A 26,440-nucleotide genomic window follows, 5' to 3' on the forward strand; every position below is an offset into this window, starting at 1 on the left:
CGAAGGCATTTTTCGGGCGCAAAAAAACCGGCGTGTCTTGCGACGACGACGGTTTTCGGATCGGGCGAAAAGACCTTACTGCATGCGCGGCAAGCCCTTGAGCTGCATGCCGGGCTTGATGCCCTTCGCCGCGAACCAGCCTTTGGACATTTCGAGCGCAAACACGCCGTTATTGCGCGGGCAGTGATTGTTCTCCGTCTCGGCCTGCATTTCGTCGATGTCGGTGATCGTGCCGTCCGCGCGAATGAACGCGATCGACAGCGGGATCAGCGTGTTCTTCATCCAGAAGCAATGCACGGCGTTTTCATTGAAGACGAAGAGCATGCCTTCGTTCGGCGCGAGTTGCGTGCGATACATGAGGCCTTGCTCTCGATCGGCATCGCTCGCGGCGACGGCGGCATCGATGACGTACATGCCCGCGGTGAGTTTCGCGCGCGGAAAATCGGACGGCTGCTTGGCGCCAGGGGGCATGGTCTGGGCTTGCGCGAGCGGCGCGGCTGCGAATGGCAGCATCAGCGCGATCACACATGCGCGAATCGTGGCGGCGATGCGCGAGCGCCGGGCCGAAGCCGTCGAACTGAATGGTGACACCAAGGCACGCAGCAACAGATTCACGACGATGCTCCTCCATAGACAAACGTTGTGCCGGAAAGCCGGCGGCCCCGCGCATGTTACTCGATGCGCAGGCACAAAACAAAAGGGCAGACGCCTCGCGGCCATCTGCCCTTCAACGCCGTAAAGACGGCGGTAATGCTCGTTCTTGACTTCGCTATACCGCCGTTTACAACGAACTTACTGAGCTGCCGAAGCGGCTTCCGGAGCCGAAGCGGCTGCCTTCTTGTGCGACTTGTGCGACGACTTGTGCGACTTCTTGTGCGCCGACGACTTGTGAGCCGACGAAGCAGCTGCCGGAGCAGCAGCGGCCGGAGCCGAAGCTTCTTGTGCGAAAGCAGCGGTTGCGAACAGGCCAGCGACGAGAGCAGCGATCAGTTTGTTCATCTGTGAATCCTCAGCTTGAGTAAATTAACCAAACGACCCGGTCATTGAGTCATGTCGGTAAACGAGCCACCTACCTTTCGGTTGACAGTCGAATCGACAAATTAATCTCGATACGACTGTGAACGCTTGAACCTTTCAAACTCCCTGGAGCACACAGGTTATTTGTAATCAGTTTTCGCTCATGCCGGATAGCTTTCTGCGGCATCTGAGGCCCTTAACGCATCGCTCGAGGAGTCGGTTGACGCGATTTACAGAGAATTGCGCAGCAGGCGAAAAATATATTCGTCTCGCGATTCGCGGTACTCGATCTTCGTGACACCGCGTTTAAGCGCATTGCAATAAAACGTGCAAAGACGCTTATTTTCGAGATAGTTGAATGCGATTCAACGAACGCGTTGCCACGGCGCGTCCGGGGCAACGTCCGCGGTTTCGCCGGGCGCGATGCCTAGCGCGAAGATATCGAGCGCACCGATCGCAACGCGCACGAGCCGCAAGGTCGGGTAACCGACGGCCGCCGTCATGCGTCTGACTTGCCGGTTCTTGCCTTCGGTAATGGCGAGCTCGATCCACGTCGTCGGGATGGCGGCGCGGTAGCGGATCGGCGGCGTGCGCGGCCAAAGCGCGTCGCTGTCCTGTTCGTCGACGAACGCGGTGCGGCACGGACGCGTCACGTAGTCGCCGAGATCGACGCCTTTCGCGAGACGCGCGAGCGCGGCATCGCTGGGTGCGCCTTCGACTTGCGCCCAATAGCGCTTCACGAGCTTGTGACGCGGCTCCGCGATGCGCGCCTGCAATGCACCGTCATCGGTGAGCAGGAGCAGGCCTTCGCTGTCCGCATCGAGCCTGCCCGCGGGATACACGCCCGGCGTCTTGACCCAGTCGCCGAGCGACGCGCGCGTGTCGTGCGCGGAAAACTGGCAGATGGTGCCGAAGGGCTTGTTTAGGGCGATGAGTGACATGCAAGGCGGCGCGCGGCGTGATTGGGTGCGGATGCGGATGCGGATGCGGATGCGGCATCTTAATGCATGCGCATGGCCGCGTCGGGCGCGCCGGGGCAGGCGAGCATGGTTAGAATGATGTCGTGACGACATCGGGGCTGCATCGTCGCCTCGCATGCCGCATCGCTCTCTATCCAGTTTGTTTGCTTCCATTCAAGTCCGGCCTTATTTGGAGTCGACCATGCCGTATCAGCACATCAAAGTTCCGGCGGACGGTGACAAGATCACCGTCAACGCGGATTTTTCGCTCAACGTTTCCGATCAGCCGATCATCCCGTACATCGAAGGCGACGGCACGGGCGTCGACATCACGCCGGTGATGATCAAGGTCGTCGATGCGGCGGTGGAAAAGGCCTACGGCGGCAAGCGCAAGATTCAATGGATGGAAATCTTCGCGGGCGAAAAGGCGACGCGCGTGTACGGCCCGGACGTGTGGCTGCCCGACGAGACGCTCGAAGCGGTGAAGGACTACATCGTGTCGATCAAGGGGCCGCTCACGACGCCAGTCGGCGGCGGCATCCGGTCGCTGAACGTGGCGCTTCGTCAGCAGCTCGACCTGTATGTGTGCCTGCGGCCGGTGCGCTACTTCAAGGGCGTGCCGTCGCCGGTGCGCGAGCCCGAGAAGATCGACATGGTGATCTTCCGCGAGAACTCCGAAGACATCTACGCGGGCGTCGAATGGCCGGCGGAATCGGCGGAGGCGAAGAAGGTCATCAAGTTCCTGCGTGAAGAAATGGGCGTGACGAAGATCCGTTTCCCGGATTCGTCGGGGCTCGGCATCAAGCCGGTGTCGCGCGAGGGCACGGAGCGGCTCGTGCGCAAGGCGATTCAATACGCGATCGACAACGACCGTCGCTCGGTGACGCTCGTGCACAAGGGCAACATCATGAAGTTCACCGAAGGCGCGTTCCGCGACTACGGTTACGCGCTCGCGCAGAAGGAGTTCAACGCGGAACTGATCGACGGCGGTCCGTGGATGAAGGTGAAGAATCCGAAGTCGGGCAACGACATCGTCGTGAAGGACGTGATCGCCGATGCGTTCCTGCAGCAAATCCTGCTGCGTCCGGCCGAATACGACGTGATCGCGACACTCAACCTGAACGGCGACTACATCTCGGACGCGCTCGCGGCGCAGGTGGGCGGCATCGGCATCGCGCCGGGCGCGAACATGTCGGATTCCGTCGCGATGTTCGAAGCGACGCACGGCACGGCGCCGAAGTACGCGGGCAAGGACTATGTGAATCCGGGCTCGGAAATCCTCTCGGCCGAAATGATGCTGCGCCATCTCGGCTGGTTCGAGGCCGCGGACCGCATCATTTCGTCGATGGAGCAATCGATTCTTTCGAAGCGCGTCACGTACGACTTCGCACGCCTGATGGAAGGCGCGACGCAGGTATCGTGTTCGGGCTTCGGAGAGGTGATGATCGAGAATATGTGAGGACTCACCTCAATTCGATGTGTTAAATAAAAACCCCGAAAGGCCTGGCCCTTTCGGGGTTTTTAACTGGCGCCGCAGCTCTATATATGTGAGACGCGCCGGGCGAAAAAAAACCCGGCGCGAGGGCCGGGTTTCATGAGGCAAAGTTCGATCGAACGGTCAGGCAGCGTCCTGGATGTTCGAAGCCTGCTTGCCCTTCGGTCCTTGGACGATCTCGAAGCTGACCTTCTGGCCTTCCTTGAGTGTCTTGAAACCGTTCATTTGAATCGCCGAGAAATGTGCAAACAGATCCTCGCCGCCTTCATCGGGCGTGATGAATCCGTAGCCTTTCGCGTCGTTGAACCACTTGACCGTACCAGTAGACATTCGTACTTCCCCTCTAACTCTCTTGTCGCACCCAGAGCACGCTCGAAAAGCTCGACGGCCACCCCACATTGTGAACCGCCCCCTCCTCACAAGCTCACCTCGGCCTCTTTTTTCGTCCGTGGTTGGCCCCCGGAAAAAAGTGCCAGTTTGATTGTTAAATCTCTTAAATCGGGTGTCAAGGAATTTTTGGGATGGCCGTTAAGCTCGTTGCAAACAGTGCATTCGTAGGGTAATTCCTGCATTGCGTGTGCGCTGCCGTCCAAGCACGCCATCTTGAAAAGTCGCATAATCGTCTCACTTGTGTGGTACTGGCGGCCCGCGGCGTTTGGTGCTCCGTTTGTTTTTTTTGAAGCTGTGCGATACTCGATTCGACGAGGTGCAAGCGGGCCGCGCCGAAGCGTTGGGCAGCGGCAGGATTGGATGGACGATAGCTGTGCGAATGCAGTTTTCAGCGTTGCATTCCGACCAGGCGGTCGGTGCTGGAGCGGCAATTGCAAGGACGTCCGTGTTGTTTAGAATGGGTGTATGGCGATCAATCCCAACAAGCAGGATGGCACGGTACTGGAGCGGCAGGAGCAGAAGCTCAAGAAGCCGGCCATGTACAAGGTGGTGCTGCTGAATGACGACTTCACGCCGATGGAATTCGTCGTGATGGTCGTGCAGGAATACTTCAATAAAGATCGTGAGACTGCGACGCAGATCATGCTGAAGGTTCATCGCGAGGGCAGGGGAGTTTGTGGGGTCTACACGCGGGATATCGCGTCGACCAAAGTTGAGCAAGTCGTTAGCCATGCAAGGCAAGCGGGACATCCGCTGCAGTGCGTGATGGAGGAAGCATGATTGCCCAGGAACTGGAAGTCAGTCTGCACATGGCGTTTATGGAAGCACGTCAGGCGCGGCACGAGTTCATAACGGTCGAGCATCTGCTGCTCGCCCTGTTGGACAATCCGACCGCGGCTGAAGTGTTGCGCGCCTGCGCAGCCAACATTGAAGATTTGCGTCAGAACCTGCGCAATTTCATTCATGACAACACGCCGACCGTGCCGGGCACGGACGACGTCGATACTCAGCCGACGCTTGGTTTCCAGCGCGTGATCCAGCGCGCGATCATGCACGTGCAATCGACCTCGAACGGCAAGAAGGAAGTGACCGGCGCGAATGTGCTGGTGGCGATCTTCGGCGAGAAGGACTCGCATGCGGTGTACTACCTGCAGCAGCAGGGCGTCACGCGTCTGGATGTCGTGAATTTCATTTCGCACGGCATCGCGAAGACGAACAGTGGCGACGCAGCGAAGACGAACAGCGAAGTTAATCCGGAATCGGAAGACGCCGCCGCGCAGAAGGAAACGCCGCTTGCGCAGTTCACGCAGAATCTCAATCAGCTCGCGAAGGACGGCAAGATCGATCCGCTGATCGGCCGCGAGCTGGAAGTCGAGCGCGTGGTGCAGGTGCTGTGCCGCCGTCGCAAGAACAATCCGCTGCTCGTCGGTGAAGCCGGTGTCGGCAAAACCGCGATCGCCGAAGGCCTCGCTTGGCGCATCACGCGCGGCGAAGTGCCGGACATTCTCGCCGACGCGCAGGTGTACTCGCTCGATATGGGCGCGCTGCTTGCGGGCACGAAGTATCGCGGCGATTTCGAGCAACGTTTGAAGACGGTGCTCAAGGAACTGAAGGAGCGTCCGCACGCCATTCTGTTCATCGACGAGATTCATACGCTGATCGGCGCGGGTGCGGCTTCGGGCGGAACGCTCGACGCATCGAACCTGCTGAAGCCGGCGTTGTCGTCGGGGCAGTTGAAGTGCATCGGCGCGACCACGTTCACGGAATATCGCGGCATTTTCGAGAAGGACGCGGCGCTGTCGCGTCGTTTCCAGAAAGTCGATGTCACCGAGCCGACCGTCGAGCAGACCGTCGCGATCCTGCGCGGCCTCAAGACGCGCTTCGAGGAGCATCACGGCGTGAAGTATTCGTCGGGCGCGTTGTCGGCGGCGGCGGAACTGTCGGCGCGCTTCATCACGGATCGTCATTTGCCGGACAAGGCCATCGACGTGATCGACGAAGCGGGCGCGGCACAACGCATCCTGCCGAAGTCGAAGCAGAAGAAGACCATCGGCAAGAGCGAGATCGAAGAGATCATTTCGAAGATCGCGCGCGTGCCGGCGCAGAGCGTGTCGCAGGACGATCGCAGCAAGCTCCAGACGCTAGACCGCGATCTGAAGGCCGTCGTATTCGGCCAGGATCCGGCCATCGATGCGCTGTCGGCGTCGATCAAGATGGCGCGCGCGGGCCTCGGCAAGACGGACAAGCCCATCGGCGCGTTCCTGTTTTCCGGCCCGACGGGCGTCGGCAAGACCGAGGTCGCGAAGCAGCTGGCGTTCACGCTCGGCATCGAACTCCTGCGCTTCGACATGTCGGAATACATGGAGCGTCATGCGGTCAGCCGTCTGATCGGCGCGCCGCCGGGCTATGTCGGTTTCGATCAGGGCGGTCTGTTGACCGAAGCCGTCACGAAGAAGCCGCACTGCGTGCTGCTGCTCGACGAAATCGAGAAGGCGCATCCGGACATCTACAACGTGCTCTTGCAGGTGATGGACCACGGTACGCTGACGGACAACAACGGCCGCAAGGCGGATTTCCGCAACGTCATCATCATCATGACGACGAACGCGGGCGCCGAAACGATGGGCAAGTCGGTGATCGGTTTCACGTCGCGCCGCGAGTCGGGCGACGAAATGGCCGACATCAAGCGCATGTTCACGCCGGAGTTCCGTAACCGTCTGGACTCGATCATCAGCTTCCGCTCGCTGGACGAGGAAATCATCCTGCGCGTGGTCGACAAGTTCCTCATGCAACTGGAAGATCAGTTGCACGAGAAGAAGGTCGATGCGGTCTTCACCGATGCGCTGCGCAAGCACCTCGCGAAGCACGGTTTCGATCCGCTGATGGGCGCGCGCCCGATGCAGCGTCTGATCCAGGACACGATCCGTCGTGCGCTGGCCGACGAACTGCTATTCGGCAAGCTGCTCAACGGCGGCCGCGTGACCGTGGATGTCGATGCGGAAGACAAGGTGCAGCTTACGTTCGACGAGAACTCGGCGCCGCCGCGCAATCCGAATCCGGAAGCGATCGAAGTAGATTAATAGAAGGGGTCTTTGGAAGTGCAAACGGCGCGGTTTCGACCGCGCCGTTTTTTTTCGCCCCGGGCAAGCTCAGTGCTTGCCCGTGCTGCCGAAACCGCCCGCGCCGCGCTCGCTCGTTTCGAAGTCCCCGACGATATTGAACGCCGCCTGCACGACGGGCACGATCACCATTTGCGCGAGACGCTCCATCGGGTTGAGCGTGAACGCGGTGTCGCCGCGATTCCATGTCGAGACCATCAGTTGGCCTTGATAATCCGAATCGATCAGCCCGACGAGATTGCCGAGCACGATGCCATGCTTGTGGCCGAGGCCCGAGCGCGGCAGGATCATCGCAGCGTAGCCGGGATCGGCGAGGTGGATGGCGAGGCCGGTCGGCACGAGCACGGTCTGGTGCGGCTCGATGACGAGCGGCGCATCGAGACACGCGCGCAGATCGAGGCCCGCGCTGCCGGGCGTCGCGTAGGCGGGCATGAAGTCGCGCATGCGCGCATCGAGAATCTTGACGTCGAGTTTCATGGATCGAGCTTTCAGCGGCCGAGCTCGAAGGCGTCGGCCAAAAGTTGATAGGACCGCGTGCGTGCGGCGTAGCTGCCGGAGACCGTTATCACGATCAGTTCGTCGGCGTTGAACTGTTCCTGCAGCGCGCGCATTTTCTCCGTCACGCGTTCCGGCGTGCCGATGATGCTGCGCGCCTTCTCATGCGCGATCACCGCGAGTTCGCGCTCGCCGTAGACCTGCGAGATGCCTTGCGCAATCGACGGAATCGGCTGATTGAGCCCGTACGCCATCTGTACGCGGCGCAGGTCGACCGCGCGTTCGAGCGCTTCGGCTTCGCGATCGGTATCGGCGCAAATCACGAACACCGCGGCGGCGAGATACGGCTTCTCCTCATGACCGGGCGTGAAGCGCTCGCGATACGCCTCCGCCACGCGATGCCCATATTGCGCATTGATGAAATGCGCGAACGCGAAACGAATGCCGAGTTGCGCGGCGAGCAGGCCGCCGAACTCGCTCGAGCCGAGCATCCACAGTTCGGGACGCGTGTCGATCTGCGGTTGCAGCAGCACGCCCTTGGCGAGCGAGTCGTCGGGAATCTTGCCGCTGAAGAGCGCGATCAGTTCGGCGACTTGCTGCGGAAACATATCGCCGCGATTGTACGAACCCGCCGCGACCGCCTGCGCTGTGCGCATGTCGCCGCCCGGCGCGCGGCCGACGCCGAGATCGACGCGATTCGGGAACAGCGCTTCGAGCATCAGGAATTGTTCGGCGACCTTGAACGACGAGTAATACGGCAGCATCACGCCGCCGGAACCGATGCGGATGCGCTTCGTGAGACTGCCGATGCGCGCGAGCATCACTTCGGGACACGGATTCGACACGCCGTAGAGCCCGTGATGCTCCGCGCACCAGTAGCGCGTGTAACCGAGATCGTCGGCGAGCTGCGCGAGATCGAGCGTCGCCGCGATGGCGTCGGCGACGCTGTGGCCGTGAATGACGGGCGTCTGGTCGAGAACGGAGAGCTTGGTCATCGTGTCAGGACAGAAGCGCGCCGCCGGTTTTCGGCGCGCGTTTTGCAATTTCCGCGATCAGCGTGCGCGCGAGTTCCTGCTTGCCGGCACGCGGCAGCGGCGTCATGCCGCTTTCTTCGAAAAGCACGACTTCGTTGTCGTCGAGACCGAACGTGAGCTGTCCGATATTTCCGATCAAAAGCGGCACGCCCTTGCGCTTGCGTTTCTCCGCGCCGTGCACGTCGAGATCGCCGGTTTCCGCCGCGAAGCCGACGCAGTAGGGCGGATTCGGCAGATTCGCGACCGTCGCGAGAATGTCGGGATTCTCGACGAAGCTGAACGTGGGCAATGCGTCGACGGTCTTCTTGATCTTGTGCTCGCTGACATGGTCCACGCGCCAGTCCGCGACCGCCGCCACCGCGATGAAGATGTCCGCGTCGGGCGTCGCGGCCATGACGGCGTCGTGCATCTGCTGCGCGGTCTGCACGTCTTCCCGATACACGCCCCACGGCGTCGGCAGCGACACCGGACCGGCGACGAGATGCACGTCCGCGCCCGCCTGCGCCGCCGCGCGCGCGAGCGCGAAGCCCATCTTGCCCGACGAGCGATTGGTGATGCCGCGCACCGGATCGAGCGGCTCGAAGGTCGGGCCCGCCGTGATGAGCACGCGCTGGCCGCGCAGAATCTTCGCCTGAAAAAAGGCGCAGATCGCTTCGAACGCGGCTTCCGGTTCGATCATGCGGCCGTCGCCGACTTCGCCGCACGCCTGCGAACCCGAATCCGGTCCGAGCACTTCGACGCCGTCGGCGCGAAGCTGCGCGACATTGCGTTGCGTCGGCGGGCTTTGCCACATTTGCCGGTTCATGGCCGGAACCACGAGCAGCGGACAATCGCGCGCGATGCACAGCGTCGAGAGGAGATCGTCGCACATGCCGTGCGCGAGCTTCGCGAGAAAGTCGGTGGAGGCGGGCGCGATGACGATGGCATCGGCCTCGCGCGAAAGATCGATATGCGGCATGTTGTTAGGCATGCGCGCATCCCACTGCGACGTGTAGACGGGACGGCCCGACAGCGCCTGCATCGTGACGGGCGTGATGAACTGCGTGGCCGCTTCCGTCATCACGATCTGCACGGTCGCGCCCGCCTTGATGAGCAAGCGCGTGAGTTCGGCGATCTTGTAGCAGGCGATGCCGCCGGTCAGCCCTAAAACGAGATGTTTGCCCGCGAGTTCCAACTTGCCTCCGTCGCAAAAGAACACGGCTCCGACGAAGGAGCCGTGTGAACGTCAACGCGAACTGCGCACGCGCCGCAATTCGTCGAACACCAGCAGCACCGCGCCGATGGTGATCGCGCTATCGGCGAGATTGAAGGCCGGCCAGTGCCACGCGTTCATGTGAAAGTCCAGAAAGTCGATGACATGTCCGTACGCGATCCGGTCGATTACATTGCCGATCGCGCCGCCCATGATGAGCGCGAGCGCCGTGCAGAAAAGCCGCTGCCCCGAATGCTTCTTGAGCAGATAGCAGATGACGATCGCCGCGATGACGCCCAGCGCCGTGAACGCCCAGCGCTGCCAGCCGCCCGCCATTGCGAGGAAGCTGAACGCCGCGCCGCGGTTGTAGACGAGCAGCAGGTTGAAGAAAGGCGTGAGCGCGTGCGGATCGCCATAGGCGAACATGCGCTGTACGGCGATCTTCGTCAACTGGTCGAACAGGATCACGATCAGCGCGACGCCGAGCCACGGCGCGAGCGAGCCACTACTGTAAGTTTGTTTCGCCATCGTTCGAGCCATTATGCTGCGCCTCGCGTTTCACCGGCGCCGAAGAGATTGGAGAAGCAGCGGCCGCACAGACCCGGATGATCGGCGTGCGCGCCGACATCCGCGCAGTAGTGCCAACAGCGTTCGCACTTCATGTAGCTCGATGCCGTGACATCGACGCCTTCTTGCGCTTCGCTCGCCACTTTTTCCAGCCCGGCCGACGACGTGATGAGCACGAAGCGCAGCGCATCGCCGAGGCTCGCGAGTGCGTCGTAACGCGCGCCGCTTGCACGGACCAGCACTTCGGCTTGCAGCGACGAGCCGATCTGGTTCGCCGTGCGCGCTTCTTCCAGCGCCTTCGTCACGTCGCCGCGAGCGCTGCGGATGAGCGTCCACTTGTCGAGCAGTTCGCCGCCGTTCGCGATGTCCGGATACGTCGCGAAGATTTCATTGAAGATCGTGTCCTGACCCGGCTTGAGCACCTTGTACGCTTCTTCCGCCGTGAACGAAAGATACGGCGCGACCAGGCGCAGCAAACCATGCGCGATGTAGTACAGCGCCGTCTGCGCGCTGCGGCGCTCGCGCGAATCGGGCTTGGTCGTGTAGAGGCGGTCTTTCAGCACGTCGAGATAGAAGCCGCCGAGGTCTTCCGAGCAGAACGTCGCGATCTTCGCGACGACCGGATGAAACTCGTACTTCTCGTAGTGCGAGAGCGCGTCGTCCTGAAGGTTGTGCGTGAGCGCGACCGCGTAGCGATCGATCTCGAGCCAGTTTTCCACCGGCACCGCGCTTTTATCGAAGTCGAAGTCCGACAGGTTCGCGAGCAGAAAGCGCAGCGTGTTGCGGATCCGGCGATACGTCTCCGTCACGCGCTTCAGGATTTCCTCGGAGATCGCGAGTTCGCCGGAATAGTCCGTCGACGCGATCCACAAGCGGATGATTTCCGCGCCGAGGCGATTGGACACATCATGCGGATCGATGCCGTTGCCGAGCGACTTCGACATCTTGCGTCCTTCGCCGTCGACGGTGAAGCCGTGCGTGAGCAGCGCGTCGTAGGGCGGGCGTCCGTCGAGCATCGAAGCCGTGAGCAGCGACGAATGGAACCAGCCGCGATGCTGATCCGAGCCTTCGAGATACAAATCGGCCGGGAATTGCAGCGAATCCTTGTGCGAGCCGCGCAGTACGTGCCAGTGCGTCGTGCCGGAGTCGAACCACACGTCGAGCGTGTCGCGGTTCTTTTCGTACATGTTGGCGTCGTCGCCGATCAGCTCGCGCGGATCGAGCGATTGCCACGTCTCGATGCCGCCTTCTTCGACGCGCTTCGCCACTTCCTCGAGTAACTCCAGCGTGCGCGGATGCAGCTCGCCGGTTTCCTTGTGCACGAAGAACGCCATCGGCACGCCCCATTGACGCTGGCGCGAGAGCGTCCAGTCCGGGCGATTCGCGATCATGCTGTACAGACGCTGCTTTCCCCACGACGGATAGAACGCCGTGTTCTCGATGCCTTCGAGCGCGGTCTCGCGCAGCGTCTTGCCGCCGTCTTTCGGCGTGACGTCCATGCCCGCGAACCATTGCGACGTGGCGCGGTAGATGATCGGCGTCTTGTGACGCCAGCAATGCATGTAGCTGTGCGTGTACTTCTCGCTTTTCAAAAGCGACCCTGCGCCTTCGAGCGCCTCGACGATCTGCGGATTCGCTTTCCAGATCGACAGCCCGCCGAAGAGCGGCAGCGATTCGATGTACCGTCCATCGCCCATCACGGGGTTGATGATGTCGGCATCCGGCATGCCGTGCGCCTTGCACGACACGAAGTCTTCCACGCCATACGCCGGCGACGAGTGCACGATGCCCGTGCCGCTTTCAGTCGTCACGTAGTCGCCGAGATAGACGGGCGACGTGCGCTTGTAGCCCGGATGCGCGGCCGCGAGCGGATGATGGAAGCGCAGGTTGGCGAGCTTGTCGCCGGTCGCCGTCGCGATGACTTCGCCCGTCAGGCCATAGTTCTGCAAGCACGCTTCGACGCGTTCTTGCGCCAGGATCAGCAAGCCGCGCGGCGTATCGACGAGCGCGTAGACGATCTCCGGATGCACGTTCAACGCCTGGTTGGCGGGAATGGTCCAGGGCGTCGTCGTCCAGATGACGATGCCGCCTTCCGCTCTCGGCAGCGCGGGGAGGCCGAACGCCTGCGCGGTCTTCTCCGGCTCGGCGAACGCGAACATCACGTCGATGGTCGGATCGGTCTTGTCCTTGTATTCGACTTCCGCCTCGGCGAGCGCGGAGCCGCAGTCGAAGCACCAGTTCACCGGCTTAAGGCCCCGGAACACGAAGCCCTTCTCCATGATCTTGCCGAGCGCACGGATTTCACCCGCCTCGTTGGCGAAGTTCATCGTCTTGTACGGATTGTCCCAGTCGCCCAGAACGCCCAGACGCCGGAAGCCGGCCTTCTGCTTCTCGATCTGCTCGCCCGCGTAGGCGCGCGCCTTCTGCATCACTTCGGTGGCGGGCAGCGACTTGCCGAACTGCTTTTCGATCTGGATTTCGATCGGCATGCCGTGACAATCCCAGCCCGGCACGTAGACGGCGTCGAAGCCCGCGAGATTGCGCGCCTTGACGATCATGTCCTTCAGGATCTTGTTGACCGCGTGGCCCAAGTGGATGTCGCCGTTCGCGTACGGCGGGCCGTCGTGCAGGATGAACTTCTTGCGGCCCTTCGAGGCGGCGCGGATCTTCTCGTAGATCTTGTTGTCCTGCCACTCCTTGACCCACGCGGGTTCGCGCTTGGGCAGGTCGCCGCGCATCGGGAAGGGCGTGTCGAGGAGGTTGACGGGGTATTTCGAAGAGGCTTTCTCTTTCTTGTCGCTCATGAATGACTCGGTGAATTCGGTGAGACGGCGCTTGTCTTGGCGCGCGATGATTCGGAAGCGGGGCAGCGGGCGGCGCGCGGCGTAAGAACGCGAGCGCCGCGCGCTCACCTAATTCGGTCTGTCGCCGAGATGGCGAAGCCCGTGGCGCGGCTGCCGGCGTTGCTCGCGGGCGGCAGGCCGAAGTACGCGCGCGCGTTGTCGACGTCTTTCGCGATCGCCGCCGACAGCGTTTCGAGGTCGACGTACTTCTCCTCGTCGCGCAGCTTCTTCAGGAATTCGACGCGCACGAGCTTGCCGTACGCGTCGCCGTGCCAGTCGAGCACGAAGACCTCGAGCAGCACGCGGCCGGAATCGTCGACGGTCGGACGCAGGCCGAGGCTCGCGACCGCGGGCAGCGGTTCATCGGCGAGACCGTGCACGCGCACGACGAAAATGCCCGCGAGCGCCGGCCGCTTGTGCGCGATCGGCAGGTTCAGCGTGGGAAAGCCGAGATCGCGGCCGAGCTTCGCGCCGTGCACGACATGCCCGCTGATGACGTACGGCCGGCCGAGCGCGACTTGCGCGGCGTCGAGATCGCCCGCGACGAGCGACGCCCGCACCGACGACGACGAAATGCGCGCGCCGTTCGGATGCGCGACGGTTGCCATCTGCTTGACTTCGAAGCCGTACTTTTCGCCGGCGGCTTTCAGCGAATCGAAATTGCCCGCGCGTTTCGCGCCGTAGCAGAAGTCGTCGCCGACCATGACCCAGCGCGCGTGCAGTCCATCGACGATGACATTCTTCACGAACGTATCGGGCGACTGGCTCGCGAACGTCTTGTTGAAATGCTCGACCACCACGCGATCGACGCCGTTGGTGCGAAGCGCTTCGAGCTTGTCGCGCAGCATTGCGATGCGCGGCGGCGCGCCCGCCGGATTGAAAAACTCGCGCGGATGCGGCTCGAAGGTCATCACGCAGACCGGCAGGCCGCGCGCGTCGGCGGCGGCCCGCACGTGCGCGAGCAGCGCCTGGTGACCGCGATGGACACCGTCGAAATTGCCGATGGTCAGTGCGCAGGGCGCCCGGCTTTCGGCATTGGGGAGGCCGCGAAAGACTCTCACGATAGGCGATGGTCGATGGGAGGGGCTGATGCTGCAAAGCGTTAGATTATAAACGCTCGCACGGGAGGACGGGCGCGCGCAGCCCGGCTCGAAGCCTGAGCGGCCCAGTTTGGCACGATTCTCGCACCGTCCGAATGATAAAATCCGCGGATGAAAAAAATCGTCATTCTGATCTCCGGACGCGGGAGCAACATGGAGGCCGTCGTGCGTGCATGCGCGCGCGACGGCTGGCCGGCCCGCATCTGCGCGGTCATTTCCAACCGGCCCGATGCCGCCGGGTTAGGCTTCGCGGCCGCGAACGGCATCGAAACAAAGGTGGTGGATCATCGTGAGTTCGACGCTCGCGAATCGTTCGATGCCGCGCTCGCGCAAGAGATCGATTGCTTCGAGCCCGATCTCGTCGTGCTGGCGGGCTTCATGCGCGTGCTGACCGACGCTTTCGTCGCGAGATACACGGGGCGCATGCTCAATGTGCATCCGTCGCTGCTGCCGAGCTTTCCGGGCTTGCGCACGCATCAGCAGGCGCTCGACGCCGGCGTGCGCGTGCACGGCGCGAGCGTGCATTTCGTGACGCCGGCGCTCGATCACGGGCCGATCGTCGCGCAAGCCGCGGTGCCGGTCGTCGCCGGCGACGATGCCGCGGCACTCGCCGCGCGCGTGCTGAAGGTCGAGCACGACATCTATCCGCGCGCGGTGCGCTGGTTTATCGAAGGGCGTTTATCTATCGAGGGCGAACGTGTCGCCCTCACGCCGTCTGAGCCGCAATGGCTCTTTGCCGACATTGCCGGGGAGGGCGTATGAGGCTGCATGGATTTCTGATTGGACAAACCGAAACGCTGCTCGCGGATGTGCTGCGCTTTTCCGGCCCCGCCGACGCCGCGACGAGCCGCTTCTTTCGCGCGCATCCAAAGCTCGGACACAGCGAGCGCGGCGTGATCGCCGAGGCGGTCTTCGCCGTGCTACGCCGGAAGATGGAGTTTTCGCACCTCGCCGAAAGCGGCAGCGGCAACCAGGCGCGCCGTCTCGCGCTGCTCGGGCTGATGCAGACCGCTGGCCTCTCCGCGCTGAAGCCGTTCGTATCGGCGGATGAGTATCAATGGCTCGCGCAAGTCTCGAAGATCGATCCGGCGAGCCTGCCGGTGCGCGTGCGCACCAACCTGCCGCAGTGGATTTACGACGCGATGGCCAAGCGCTTCGCGCCCGAAGAACTCGCGCAGCTCGCCGCGGCGCTGAACTATCCGGCGCCGCTCGATCTGCGCGTGAATCCGATCAAGGCGACCCGTGATATCGCGCTGAAGGCGCTGACCGAGGCGGGCATCGACGCGGGAGAAATGCCGTTTGCGCCGTTCGGCATCCGCGTGGACGGCAAGCCGGCGCTGACGCGTCTCGCGCCGTTCCAGGAAGGCTGGATCGAGGTGCAGGACGAAGGCAGCCAGTTGCTGTGCTCGCTGATGGCCCCGCGCCGGGGCGAGATGATCGTCGACTTTTGCGCGGGTGCGGGCGGCAAGACGCTCGCACTCGGCGCGATGATGCGCTCGACCGGCCGTCTCTACGCGTTCGACGTCTCCGATCGCCGGCTCGCCAAGCTGAAGCCGCGTCTCGCGCGCAGCGGACTATCGAACGTGAATCCGGTGCTCATCGACAGCGAGCACGACGCGAAGATCAAGCGCCTCGCGGGCAAGATCGATCGCGTGCTCGTCGATGCGCCGTGTTCCGGCCTCGGCACCCTGCGCCGCAATCCTGACCTGAAGTGGCGCCAGTCGCCCGCGACAGTCGCGGAACTCACGCCCAAACAGCTCTCGATCCTCACGAGCGCCGCGCGCCTCGTGAAGACCGGCGGCCGCCTCGTCTACGCGACGTGCTCGATGCTCGAAGCCGAAAACGAGGGCGTCGTGAAGCAGTTCCTCGAAGCGCATCCGAACTTCCGCGTCGTGCCCGCGCGCGATGTGCTGGCGGAGCAGCGCATCGATCTGGACACGGGCGAGTATCTGTCGCTGTGGCCGCACAAGCACGGCACGGACGGCTTTTTCGCCGCGGTGCTGGAGCGCGTGCCGGACGCAGCGAAACCGACGGGCGCGGCCGAAGAAACCGCGTAAGCAATGCAGAACCGCTTCCTGAGCGAACTCTCCGCGCGGCTTTTCCGCGATTTCGGCGAGCCGGAAGTGATCTGGCAGGTGGCGGTTCTGCTCGGCCTGCTCGTCATCGCCTGGTGGTGCGCGCGTCTGCTTCGCAAGAAGCTCGATGCGCGCCGCCAGTCGCGATTCGAAGCCGTGCGTTTCGGCGCGGAAAGTCTCAACAAGGCGCTGTTTCCGTTGCTCGGCACGGTTTTCGTGTCGATCGCGCAGGTCATGCTGGCGCCGTTCATCCACACGTCGTTCCTGCGCCTCTCGCTCGTGCCGCTGTGCGGCATCACCGTCATCTACACGATGTTCTATGTCGCGCGGCGCGTGTTCAGCCGCGGCCAGGCCGAGCACGAGGCGAACGCGCTACTGTATCTGTTCGAAAAGCTCGTGACGGTGATCGTCTGGATCGCGATGTTGCTCACCGTGATGGGCATTCAGCACGACGTCGTGCACTGGATGGCGAGCGTGCGCTTCAATTTCGCGAACGCGCACATGACGCTGCTCTCGCTCGCCTCGGGCGTGCTGTGGGTGTGCGTGACGCTGATCGTCGCGATGTGGGCGGGCGCGCTGCTCGACGACCGCCTGATGCGCGCCCGCTCGCTCGACGCCAATCTCAAAGTGGTGCTCGCGCGCATTGGCCGGGCGCTGATGATTCTTGCCGCGATTCTCGTGAGCCTGTCGATCGTCGGGATCGATATCACGGTGCTTGGTGTGTTCGGCGGTGCGCTCGGCGTTGGGCTCGGTTTCGGCTTGCAAAAGATCGCGAGCAACTATGTGTCGGGCTTCATCATCCTGCTGGACCGTTCCTTGCGCCTCGGAGACATGATCAATGTGAGCGGCAATCAGGGCACGGTCACGCAGATTCGCACGCGTTATACGGTCGTGCGCGGGCTCGACGGCATCGAAACGCTGATTCCGAATGAAAAGCTGATCACCGATGTGGTGCAAAATCACTCGTCGTTTCTGACGCGCGGCAACGCGAAGGTCGCGGTGCAAGTGAGTTACCGGTGCAACGTCGAGCGGGCGATGCAGTTGCTCGTCGAGGCGACGCGGGATGTGGAGCGCGTTTTACAGGATCCGGCGCCGGCCGCGCTGCTCGCGAGCTTCGGCGCGGATGGCATTAATCTCGAACTGAGCTTCTGGATCGAGGAAGCGGCGAAGGGCACGGGCGGCGTAAAGTCGCAGGTAAATCGAGCGGTTTGGCGGTTATTCTGCGAGCACGGCATTGAAATCCCGTACTCTCAGCGCGAAATAAGGATTGTCGATGAATCCGGCCGAACGGACGGCAAATCGGTACTAAATGCCGAATGCGGCGGCCAAGGCGCGGCACCGGTGCCTGATCGTTGATCGACAGCCTCGATCTTCGGATTTGGCCAGTGAATCAACATCAAATCGGGGCGTGAGTTTTCCCTCGTTTTGATAGTATTCAAAAAATTTCACCTTTAGGACAAAGACTTGGAACGCTTGCAGTAGAATGCGATCGAACCTGCGCACGTACCTTTCACGCGCACAACAAGTTGCCCGAAGTCAGTTCTGACTGGCCATTTTTCCCGAATTTCACAGCTACACAGGTAAACCGCCTTGCTGAATTCTTCCCTCGAATTTCTCGCCAACGGATTGCTCGACTTTTCCTGGTGGCAGATTCTGCTGTTCACGCTTGCAATGACTCACGTCACGATCGCCGGCGTCACGATCTATCTGCACCGCTGCCAGGCGCACCGCGCGCTGGACCTGCATCCCGTCGCGAGCCACTTCTTCCGTTTCTGGCTGTGGATGACCACGGGCATGCTGACCGGCCAGTGGGCGGCGATCCACCGCAAGCACCACGCAAAATGCGAAACCGAGGAAGATCCGCACAGCCCGCAGACGCGCGGCATCTGGAAGGTGTTGCTCGAGGGCGCGGAACTCTATCGCACCGAAGCGAAAAACGAAGAAACGATGCGCAAGTTCAGTCACGGCACGCCTAACGACTGGATGGAACGCAACGTCTACACGCGTTACCCGATTCTCGGCATCAGCGTCATGATGGTCATCGACGTCGCGCTGTTCGGCATCGTCGGTCTCTCGGTGTGGGCCGTGCAAATGATCTGGATTCCGTTCTGGGCGGCTGGCGTCGTCAACGGTCTCGCGCACTTTTGGGGCTATCGCAACTTCAACTCGGCGGATGCGTCGACGAATATTTTCCCGCTCGGCATTCTGATCGGCGGCGAAGAGCTGCATAACAATCACCACACGTTCGCGACCTCCGCGAAGCTGTCGAGCAAATGGTACGAGTTCGACATCGGCTGGCTGTATATCCGCCTGATGTCGGTGGTCGGCCTCGCGAAGGTAAAGAAGATCGCGCCGACCCCGAAACTCGCCGCGAGCAAGGCGGTGGTGGATCAGGACACGTTGCAGGCCGTGCTGTCGAACCGCTACGAAGTGATGGCGCGTTACGGCAAGGCGCTCAAGCGTGCCTACGCGCAGGAACTGGCGAAGCTGAAGGAAGCCGGCGCGCGCGAGAAGTATCAGCTGATGCGCGGCGCGCGCAAGTGGTTCCACAAGGAAGAGGACGGCCTGAACGAGCCGCAACTCAAGCAACTGCCGGAGCTGACCTCGGATAACCAGAAGCTGCGCACGTTCATCGAACTGCGCAAGGATCTGTCGGCGATGTGGGACCGCTCCAACGCATCGCGCGAGCAGCTGGTCACGCAATTGCAGGACTGGTGCCATCGCGCGGAAGAGAGCGGCATCAAGGCGCTGCAGGACTTTGCTTTGCGTCTGCGCCGCTACGCCTGACGCGCGCGATATCCGTTAAAATTTAAGAACGTCACAAGACCCCGCTCTGGCGGGGTCTTTGTTTTTGGGCGGCCGATTTCGCATTTCGTTTTGCTTGAGTTGCAAGTGGGGACAGGAGACATGGAAGCGATTAGGAGCGTCGAGTACGACCGGCCGCAAGGCCTGACGTGTGGGGTGGGCGAAGCGTGGGCGAGGGTGCCCGACGCACCATCGGCCGAACGGAAACGCGAGCTGAAGGAACGCATTCGCGCGCTGCTTCGGCGCGAACAGGCGGTTCTGGTCGCGCATTATTATGTCGATGCCGAACTGCAGGAACTCGCCGATGAAACCGGCGGATGCGTCGCCGATTCGCTCGAAATGGCGCGTTTCGGGCGCGATCATGCGGCGAAGACGCTGGTGGTCGCGGGCGTGCGCTTCATGGGCGAGACGGCCAAGATCCTGAGCCCGGACAAGCGCGTGCTGATGCCCGATCTCGACGCAACCTGTTCGCTCGATCTCGGTTGCCCTGCCGACGAGTTCTCCGCATTCTGCGATGCGCATCCGGATCGCACGGTCGTCGTGTATGCAAACACCAGCGCGGCCGTGAAGGCGCGGGCGGACTGGATGGTCACGTCGTCGATCGGGCTTGAAATCGTTGCCGATCTTCATTCGCGCGGCGAAAAGATTCTGTGGGCGCCGGATCGTCACCTCGGCAACTACATCCAGAAGCAGACCGGCGCCGACATGCTGTTGTGGCAGGGCTCGTGCCTCGTCCACGACGAGTTCAAGGGCATCGAACTCGGCCTGCTGCGTAACGAATACCCCGACGCGAAGATCCTCGTGCATCCGGAGTCGCCGGAAGGCGTCGTCGCGCTCGCGGACGTGGTCGGCTCGACCACGCAGCTGATCGACGCCGCCGTGAAGCTCGACGCGAAACGCTTCATCGTCGCGACGGATCTCGGCATCCTGCACAAGATGCGGCTCGCCGCGCCGGGCAAAACCTTCATCGAAGCGCCGACCGCCGGCAACAGCGCAACCTGCAAGAGCTGCGCGCACTGTCCGTGGATGGCGATGAACGGCCTCGCAAACCTCGCCGATGTCCTCGAACGCGGTCACAACGAGATCCATGTCGATCCGGCTATCGGTCTGCGCGCGCGCCTGCCGATCGACCGCATGCTGGACTTCGCCGCGCGTCACAAGAAGCGCGTGCAGGCGAGCGGCGATCTCGCGAAAGACGCATCCCTGTTCACGAATGTGGGGGCCGCGTGAGCGCTTTTTCACCCGTTTTCGACGAAGTTCGCGCCCAATACGGCGAAGTATTCGACGCGGCGCTCGTGCGCAATGTCGTCGATGCGCTCGATGAAGATGTTGGCGCCGTCGATCACACCGGCCGTCTCGTGCCCGCCGACGCGCGACGCACGGCGCGCATCATCGTGCGCGAGGAGGCGGTGTTGTGCGGCGTGCCGTGGTTCGACGAAGTGATGCGCCGCGTCGATTCGTCGATCGAAGTCGAATGGCAGTATCGCGAAGGCGATCGCATGGCGGCAACTTCGCCGGTCGTGCTGCTCCACGGCCCCGCGCGCGCGCTGCTGACAGCGGAGCGCAACGGCCTCAATTTCCTGCAATTGCTGTCGGGCGTTGCCACCGCGACGCGCCGGTACGTCGAGGCGATCGAAGGCACGCGCGCGCGCATCCTCGATACGCGAAAGACGCTGCCGGGCTTGCGGCTCGCGCAGAAGTACGCGGTGCGCGTGGGCGGCGGGGCGAACCAGCGCCTCGCGCTCTACGACGGCATTTTGATCAAGGAAAACCACATCGCGGCGGCCGGCGGCGTCGGCGCGGCGATGGACGCGGCGCTCGCGCTGAACGCGGGCGTGCCAATTCAGATCGAAGTGGAAACGCTCGAGCAGCTCGAAACGGCGCTGGCGCATCGGGCCGAATCGATCCTGCTCGACAACTTCACGCTGGAAACGATGCGCGATGCCGTGCGCATCACGGCGGGCCGCGCGTTGCTCGAAGTGTCCGGCGGCGTGAACTTCGATACGGTTCGCGCGATCGCGGAAACCGGCGTCGATCGCATCTCGATCGGCGCGCTTACGAAGGACGTGCGCGCGACCGATTTCTCGATGCGTCTGCGCTAAATACTCGTGCGGCGCGCGGCCGGCGGCATCAGCACGGTCGGCAACGCCTTCGGCAAAGTCTCGGGCCAGTCGCGGCTGTAGTGCAGGCCGCGGCTCTCGCGCCGCGAGCACGCGCTTTCCACTATCAGCGACGCCACATCTACGAGATTGCGCAGCTCCAGCAGATCGCGGCTCACCTTGAAGTTCGCGTAATACTCGTGAATCTCATCGCGCAGCAGCGCAAGCCGGTGTTGAGCGCGCGCGAGGCGCTTGTCCGTGCGCACGATGCCCACGTAGTTCCACATCAGCCGCCGCAGTTCATCCCAGTTGTGCGCGACGACGACTTCCTCGTCCGGATCGGACACGCGGCTTTCGTCCCAGTCGGGCAATTCGGCGTGACAGCCGTTCGAGAATCCGTCCGCTTCGATCGCCTGCGCGGCCGCGCGACCGATGACAAGACATTCGAGCAGGGAATTGCTCGCGAGCCGATTCGCGCCGTGCAGACCCGTGTACGACGTCTCGCCGACCGCATACAGCCCGAGGCGATCCGTGCGCCCCGCGAGATCGGTGACGACGCCGCCGCACGTGTAATGCGCGGCGGGCACGACCGGAATCGGCTCCTTCGCAATGTCGATGCCGAATTCGCGGCAGCGCGCGAGGATCGTCGGAAAGTGCTCTTCGAGAAACGCGCGCGGTTGGTGGCTGATGTCGAGATACACGCAGTCGATGCCGCGCTTCTTGATTTCGAAATCGATCGCCCGAGCGACGATATCGCGCGGCGCGAGTTCGGCGCGCTCGTCGTGCGCGGGCATGAAGCGCGTGCCGTCGGGCAGGCACAGGATGCCGCCTTCGCCGCGCACCGCTTCCGAGATGAGGAACGACTTCGCGTAGGGGTGAAAAAGGCACGTCGGATGGAACTGAATGAACTCCATGTTCGCGACGCGGCAGCCCGCGCGCCATGCCATTGCGATGCCGTCGCCGGTCGCGGTGTCGGGGTTCGTCGTGTAGAGATAGACCTTGCCCGCGCCGCCCGTCGCGAGGACGGTGTGCGGCGCCTGAATGGTCACGGTGCGGCCCGTGTTCACATCGAGCGCGTAGAGGCCGTGGCAGCGATGGCCGGGCAGTCCGAGCCGGTCCGACGTGATCAGGTCGATCGCGTAATGATCTTCGAGAACGGTGATGTTCGGATGATTGCGCACGCGTTCGGCGAGCGTCGTGACGACGGCGTGGCCGGTCGCGTCCGCCGCGTGGATGATCCGGCGATGGCTATGGCCGCCTTCCCGCGTCAGATGAAAGCCGAGTTCGGCCGAGACATCGCGCGTGAAGGGCACGCCTTCATCGATGAGCCATTCGATCGCCGCGCGCCCGTTTTCGACGATGAAGCGCGTCGCGGCTTCGTCGCACAGGCCGCCGCCGGCCACGAGCGTATCGTCGACGTGATTGTCGACACTGTCGGCGGAATCCAGCACGGCCGCGATGCCGCCCTGCGCCCAATCGCTCGCACCTACGCTCGCGGCGCGCTTCGCCAGGATCGCGACGCGCCGCGTTTCAGCCAGATTCAGCGCGACGCTCAGACCCGCGAGTCCGCTCCCTACGATCGCTACGTCGAAATTCATGCTGCCGGTTCTCCGTCCGTGTTCTCATCGATAGCCGGCAAGCATAACCCGCGTGAACCTCCGGTGACAGCGAAAACCCCCGCACGGTCGTGTGTAAAGCGTATGAATATTGCGCACGCAAAACAAAAAGCCCCGCGTGTGCGCGGGGCTTTTTGCTGTCTTCGTACGGGAATCTCGAAATCAAGAGTTACTTGATCTTGGTTTCCTTGTACTCAACGTGCTTGCGGACGACGGGATCGAACTTCTTGATCGCCATCTTTTCCGGCATGTTGCGCTTGTTCTTGGTCGTCGTGTAGAAGTGACCCGTGCCTGCGGTCGATTCCAGCTTGATCTTGTCGCGTGCGCCCTTGGCCATTTGCGTGCTCCTTAGATTTCACCGCGTGCGCGCAGGTCTGCGAGCACGGCGTCAATACCGTTCTTGTCGATCAGGCGCAGGCCGGCGTTCGAAACGCGCAGACGGACCCAGCGATTTTCACTTTCAACGAAGAAACGGCGGTTCTGCAGGTTCGGCAGGAAACGACGCTTGGTCTTGTTGTTTGCGTGGGAAACGTTGTTGCCCGACATCGGGCCTTTCCCAGTTACTTGGCATACGCGTGCCATGAGGACACTCCTAAATACACGTTGAGTCCGAGTCGAACGCTCGAATCGAAAGCACTCGCTTCCGGTTCGATGCCTCTTATCGCCCAATTTGCCGATCGGGGACTTGGCAGCACGGTTATGCCAATGAGGGCTGCGCTCAGCGCGCCTTGCGGTTCACACCGCAGTTCACACTTTACTCAGAACAGGCGGGTTGAGAAAAGCAAATGTGGATTGTAACAGGAAAAACGCTGAAATATCAAACCATTTATGGCCCTTGCGTTCACAGCCAGCCGTGCCGCGCGAACGAGAACACCTCGTTCGCGGCTACGACGACGTGATCGAGCAGCCGTACGTCGATGAGCGTCAGCGCGTCCTGCAGCGTCTTGGTCAGCCGCCGGTCGTTCGCGCTCGGCTCGACGCCGCCCGACGGATGATTATGCGCGACGATCAGCCCCGCCGCGTTCAGCGTGAGCGCGCGCCGCACGATCTCGCGCGGATACACCGCGACGCGCGTAAGCGAGCCGCGCGCGGACTCCTCGGCGTGCAGCAATTGATGACGCGCGTCCAGGTACAGGCAGATGAATACCTCATATGGCCGCGTGCCGATCAACAGCCGCAGATAGTCCTCGACTGCGCCCGGCGCGTTCAGAAGCTCGCGGTCGCGCGCTTTCTCCGCGAGCGCGCGCCGGCAAAGTTCCGACACGGCGATAAGCGTCGCCGCGCGCGCCGGTCCGATGCCACGCTCCTCGCGCAGCTCGGCCGCCGACGCGTCCAGCACGCCGCGCAGCGAACCGAAGCGCCGCAGAAGCTGGCGCGCCACATCGACGGCCGTCACGCCGGAAACGCCGGTGCGCAGGAACAAAGCGAACAGTTCCGCGTCCGATAACGACGCGGGGCCGGTATCGAGCAGGCGTTCGCGCGGCCGGTCGGCGCGCGCCCATTTGCGAATCGACATGAAGGGCGCGATCGCCGTGATGTTGTCGTCGGGCGAGGCGGGCGGCGCGACGAGCCGCAGATCGGCGCTCATCGCGGGCCTCCGGGACGTCTTGTCGCGCGGGCGAGCGCACGCAGGACGCCGCCGCGTGACGCGACACGACACAACTCTGTCTTACAATAGCGGTTTTGGCGTCCGGTTCGCACCGGCGCCGCGCGGTTCGCTGCCTCGCGCCGAAGAGCCGCCCCACGCCGGGCCCGCGCCCTGCCTTCAAACGAACGGCCACATCCAATACTCATGAGCATCATCGATATCTCCGAGGTGAAACCCGGTTCGCACGTCACGCTTCATTACCGGCTCGCACTCGCCGACGGTGCCGACATCGTCAACACGTTCACGGACAAGCCCGCGACGCTCCTGCTCGGCGCAGGCCAGCTCGCGGAGCCGTTGGAAGAGATTCTGCAGGGCCTGAAGGTCGGCCACCATTCGACCTTTCAGCTAACGCCCGATCAGGCGTTCGGGCCGCGCAATCCGGAACTCGTCCAGTGGGTGTCGCTCGCGACGTTGCGCGAAAACAGCATGATCGGCGAGGATTTTTCTCCCGGCGATCTCGTCGAATTCAACGCGCCGGGCGGCGGGCGTTACGCGGGCGTGCTGAAGGAAGTCGGCGAGACCGCTGCGCTGTTCGACTTCAATCACCCGCTCGCGGGCCAGGCGCTCGTCTTCGAAGTGAAAATCATCGGAATTCTGTAACCATGATTGAAAGCCTCAACGAAGTTCAGAACGATGTCGAAATCCTGCTCGCGCAGCCGCGCGGGTTCTGCGCGGGCGTCGATCGCGCGATCGAAATCGTCGAGCGCGCGATCAAGCTTTTCGGCGCGCCCATCTACGTGCGTCACGAGATCGTCCATAACGCCTATGTCGTCGCGGATTTGCGCAAGAAGGGCGCGATTTTCATCGAAGAACTGTCCGACGTGCCCGAAGGCGCGACGCTGATCTTCAGTGCGCACGGCGTCTCGAAGGCGGTGCGCGGAGAGGCGGAAGCGCGCGGGCTGCGCGTGTTCGATGCGACCTGCCCGCTCGTGACCAAGGTCCACATGGAAGTCGCGAAGATGCGCCAGGAAGGCTTCGACATCGTGATGATCGGCCACAAGGGTCATCCGGAAGTCGAAGGCACGATGGGTCAGTCGGGCGAGGGTATGCATCTCGTCGAGGATATCGACGACGTGCTGACGCTCGATCTGCCCGACCCGCGGCGCATTGCATACGTCACGCAGACGACGCTTTCCGTCGACGACGCCTCCGCGATCATCGACGCGCTCAAGGCAAAATACCCCGAAGTCAAGGAACCGAAGAAGCAGGACATTTGCTACGCGACACAGAACCGCCAGGACGCGGTGAAGTTCCTGGCGCCGCAATGCGATGTCGTTATCGTCGTCGGCAGCCCGAACAGCTCGAATTCGAGCCGCCTGCGCGAAGTCGCCGAGAAGCGCGGCATTCCCGCCCATATGGTGGATTCGCCGACGCAGATCGATCCGCGCTGGGTCGAGGGCAAGAAGCGCATCGGCGTGACGGCGGGCGCATCGGCGCCGGAGGTGCTGGCTCAGGCCGTGATCGCACGCTTGCGCGAGCTCGGTGTGCGCAATGTGCGTTCGCTCGAAGGCATCGAGGAGACGATCTCGTTTCCGCTGCCGCGCGGGCTGTCGCTGCCGCAGTAAGTCAGGCAGTGTCTTCAGAAAAAAGCGCCTCCGGGCGCTTTTTTTTTCGCCCGGCAACCACTTCGGTCCGCATGAACGGAACCCTTCGACAAGATGTGAAACGAAGCGTGAGCACCGTTATCGGGCATGCGCTGCTGTGGACAATTTTTCAAATATCCTTAAGGGTTTCCCCGTAAATCCGATAAGCAAACGTAACCCTCGACCTTCGGCCGATTGAACCTGTTTTCAGTGTGGTGCAACTGCTGCACAAAATCGGATCGCAACCCGGTTGCGCTTTTGCCGGAAAATCGTCGCAAAATGGTGGTTGCAATGCTGGAAAACCCCGCCACGCAAGAATATTGCTCGTCTCATATTTAGCGTTACAATGCGCGCGTCTTGAGGCCAGAAGGGTTCAGGACGACAGTTTTTAGAGGCGCAGGAG

General features: G+C 62.6%; 25 protein-coding genes. 11 read left to right on the forward strand and 14 right to left on the reverse strand.

The genetic code is table 11. The annotated features are described in order from the left end of the window. Nucleotides 1-75: 75 nt before the first annotated feature. From NCS28_RS02640 to NCS28_RS02650, 3 genes are all read right to left on the reverse strand, one after another. Nucleotides 76-513: a DUF192 domain-containing protein gene (locus tag NCS28_RS02640; protein ID WP_250513037.1), complete on the reverse strand. Its 438-nt coding sequence runs from the start codon at nt 511-513 to the stop codon at nt 76-78. A gap of 279 nt (nt 514-792) precedes the next feature. Continuing rightward, nucleotides 793-999 carry a hypothetical protein gene (locus NCS28_RS02645; RefSeq protein WP_106857577.1) on the reverse strand — a complete coding sequence of 69 codons (207 nt, stop codon included), beginning with the start codon at nt 997-999 and terminating at the stop codon, nt 793-795. 383 nt (nt 1,000-1,382) lie between these two features. After that, nucleotides 1,383-1,958, reverse strand: a complete 576-nt coding sequence (locus tag NCS28_RS02650) for a pseudouridine synthase (protein WP_250512330.1) — start codon at nt 1,956-1,958, stop codon at nt 1,383-1,385. Between the two features lie 220 nt (nt 1,959-2,178). Here NCS28_RS02650 and icd point away from each other — a divergent pair, with 220 nt between their 5' ends. Beyond that, entirely contained in the window at nt 2,179-3,435 is a 1,257-nt protein-coding gene (icd, locus tag NCS28_RS02655; RefSeq protein ID WP_250512331.1) for an NADP-dependent isocitrate dehydrogenase, read from the forward strand. A 159-nt stretch (nt 3,436-3,594) separates the two neighbouring features. On the opposite strand, the gene cspD is transcribed toward icd, so the two are convergent. Further along, entirely contained in the window at nt 3,595-3,801 is a 207-nt protein-coding gene (gene cspD / locus NCS28_RS02660) for a cold shock domain-containing protein CspD (RefSeq protein WP_008351201.1), read from the reverse strand. A 525-nt stretch (nt 3,802-4,326) separates the two neighbouring features. On the opposite strand from cspD, the gene clpS reads away from it, so the two are divergent. After that, a complete protein-coding gene (clpS, locus tag NCS28_RS02665; protein ID WP_014190611.1) occupies nt 4,327-4,641 on the forward strand; it encodes an ATP-dependent Clp protease adapter ClpS in 315 nt (104 codons plus the stop codon). After that, on the forward strand, nt 4,638-6,941 hold the full coding sequence (gene clpA / locus NCS28_RS02670; protein WP_250512332.1) for an ATP-dependent Clp protease ATP-binding subunit ClpA: 2,304 nt from the start codon (nt 4,638-4,640) through the stop codon (nt 6,939-6,941). Before clpS ends, clpA begins: the two co-directional genes overlap by 4 nt. Nucleotides 6,942-7,010: 69 nt before the next feature. Here the strand turns inward: clpA and dut are convergent, their stop codons facing one another. The 6 genes from dut to NCS28_RS02700 all read right to left on the reverse strand — a co-directional run bounded on the left by dut (nt 7,011) and on the right by NCS28_RS02700 (nt 14,172). Continuing rightward, entirely contained in the window at nt 7,011-7,457 is a 447-nt protein-coding gene (gene dut, locus NCS28_RS02675; protein ID WP_250512333.1) for a dUTP diphosphatase, read from the reverse strand. A gap of 11 nt (nt 7,458-7,468) precedes the next feature. Then, nucleotides 7,469-8,470: an LLM class flavin-dependent oxidoreductase gene (locus NCS28_RS02680; protein WP_250512334.1), complete on the reverse strand. Its 1,002-nt coding sequence runs from the start codon at nt 8,468-8,470 to the stop codon at nt 7,469-7,471. Nucleotides 8,471-8,474: 4 nt separating this feature from the next. Continuing rightward, nucleotides 8,475-9,683, reverse strand: coding sequence for a bifunctional phosphopantothenoylcysteine decarboxylase/phosphopantothenate--cysteine ligase CoaBC (coaBC, locus tag NCS28_RS02685; protein ID WP_250512335.1), 1,209 nt, complete (start codon nt 9,681-9,683; stop codon nt 8,475-8,477). A gap of 51 nt (nt 9,684-9,734) precedes the next feature. Beyond that, nucleotides 9,735-10,241: a signal peptidase II gene (lspA, locus tag NCS28_RS02690; protein WP_250512336.1), complete on the reverse strand. Its 507-nt coding sequence runs from the start codon at nt 10,239-10,241 to the stop codon at nt 9,735-9,737. Further along, a complete protein-coding gene (gene ileS / locus NCS28_RS02695) occupies nt 10,241-13,072 on the reverse strand; it encodes an isoleucine--tRNA ligase (protein WP_250512337.1) in 2,832 nt (943 codons plus the stop codon). The genes lspA and ileS overlap by 1 nt, the downstream gene beginning before the upstream one ends. Nucleotides 13,073-13,176: 104 nt before the next feature. After that, nucleotides 13,177-14,172, reverse strand: a complete 996-nt coding sequence (locus NCS28_RS02700; RefSeq protein ID WP_250512338.1) for a bifunctional riboflavin kinase/FAD synthetase — start codon at nt 14,170-14,172, stop codon at nt 13,177-13,179. Nucleotides 14,173-14,322: 150 nt separating this feature from the next. Here NCS28_RS02700 and purN point away from each other — a divergent pair, with 150 nt between their 5' ends. The 6 genes from purN (at nt 14,323) to nadC (ending at nt 21,193) form a co-directional block, all read left to right on the forward strand. Further along, nucleotides 14,323-14,973: a phosphoribosylglycinamide formyltransferase gene (gene purN / locus NCS28_RS02705; RefSeq protein ID WP_250512339.1), complete on the forward strand. Its 651-nt coding sequence runs from the start codon at nt 14,323-14,325 to the stop codon at nt 14,971-14,973. Beyond that, nucleotides 14,970-16,268 carry an RsmB/NOP family class I SAM-dependent RNA methyltransferase gene (locus NCS28_RS02710; RefSeq protein WP_250512340.1) on the forward strand — a complete coding sequence of 433 codons (1,299 nt, stop codon included), beginning with the start codon at nt 14,970-14,972 and terminating at the stop codon, nt 16,266-16,268. The genes purN and NCS28_RS02710 overlap by 4 nt, the downstream gene beginning before the upstream one ends. 3 nt (nt 16,269-16,271) lie before the next feature. After that, on the forward strand, nt 16,272-17,642 hold the full coding sequence (locus NCS28_RS02715; protein WP_250512341.1) for a mechanosensitive ion channel family protein: 1,371 nt from the start codon (nt 16,272-16,274) through the stop codon (nt 17,640-17,642). Nucleotides 17,643-17,876: 234 nt separating this feature from the next. Further along, complete coding sequence (locus tag NCS28_RS02720; RefSeq protein WP_250512342.1) at nt 17,877-19,073, forward strand: DesA family fatty acid desaturase; 1,197 nt, start codon at nt 17,877-17,879, stop codon at nt 19,071-19,073. A 120-nt stretch (nt 19,074-19,193) separates the two neighbouring features. Further along, entirely contained in the window at nt 19,194-20,321 is a 1,128-nt protein-coding gene (gene nadA / locus NCS28_RS02725) for a quinolinate synthase NadA (protein WP_250512343.1), read from the forward strand. Next, nucleotides 20,318-21,193: a carboxylating nicotinate-nucleotide diphosphorylase gene (gene nadC / locus NCS28_RS02730; protein ID WP_250512344.1), complete on the forward strand. Its 876-nt coding sequence runs from the start codon at nt 20,318-20,320 to the stop codon at nt 21,191-21,193. Before nadA ends, nadC begins: the two co-directional genes overlap by 4 nt. Here nadC and nadB read toward each other — a convergent pair. The 4 genes from nadB to radC all read right to left on the reverse strand — a co-directional run bounded on the left by nadB (nt 21,190) and on the right by radC (nt 24,394). Then, nucleotides 21,190-22,788, reverse strand: coding sequence for an L-aspartate oxidase (gene nadB, locus NCS28_RS02735; RefSeq protein WP_250512345.1), 1,599 nt, complete (start codon nt 22,786-22,788; stop codon nt 21,190-21,192). The genes nadC and nadB overlap by 4 nt on opposite strands. Nucleotides 22,789-22,975: 187 nt before the next feature. Continuing rightward, the gene (gene rpmG / locus NCS28_RS02740; protein WP_006478046.1) at nt 22,976-23,143 is read right to left on the reverse strand and encodes a 50S ribosomal protein L33; all 168 of its coding nucleotides are present in this window, start codon (nt 23,141-23,143) and stop codon (nt 22,976-22,978) included. A gap of 11 nt (nt 23,144-23,154) precedes the next feature. Next, on the reverse strand, nt 23,155-23,388 hold the full coding sequence (gene rpmB, locus NCS28_RS02745) for a 50S ribosomal protein L28 (RefSeq protein WP_008351171.1): 234 nt from the start codon (nt 23,386-23,388) through the stop codon (nt 23,155-23,157). 259 nt (nt 23,389-23,647) lie between these two features. Further along, nucleotides 23,648-24,394, reverse strand: a complete 747-nt coding sequence (radC, locus tag NCS28_RS02750; RefSeq protein ID WP_502801139.1) for a RadC family protein — start codon at nt 24,392-24,394, stop codon at nt 23,648-23,650. A 204-nt stretch (nt 24,395-24,598) separates the two neighbouring features. On the opposite strand from radC, the gene NCS28_RS02755 reads away from it, so the two are divergent. Then, complete coding sequence (locus tag NCS28_RS02755; RefSeq protein ID WP_250512346.1) at nt 24,599-25,054, forward strand: FKBP-type peptidyl-prolyl cis-trans isomerase; 456 nt, start codon at nt 24,599-24,601, stop codon at nt 25,052-25,054. A 2-nt stretch (nt 25,055-25,056) separates the two neighbouring features. Beyond that, nucleotides 25,057-26,019: a 4-hydroxy-3-methylbut-2-enyl diphosphate reductase gene (gene ispH, locus NCS28_RS02760; protein ID WP_250512347.1), complete on the forward strand. Its 963-nt coding sequence runs from the start codon at nt 25,057-25,059 to the stop codon at nt 26,017-26,019. The last annotated feature ends 421 nt before the right edge of the window (nt 26,020-26,440 follow it).

Source organism: Caballeronia sp. INDeC2 (assembly GCF_023631325.1).
Lineage (GTDB): Bacteria > Pseudomonadota > Gammaproteobacteria > Burkholderiales > Burkholderiaceae > Caballeronia.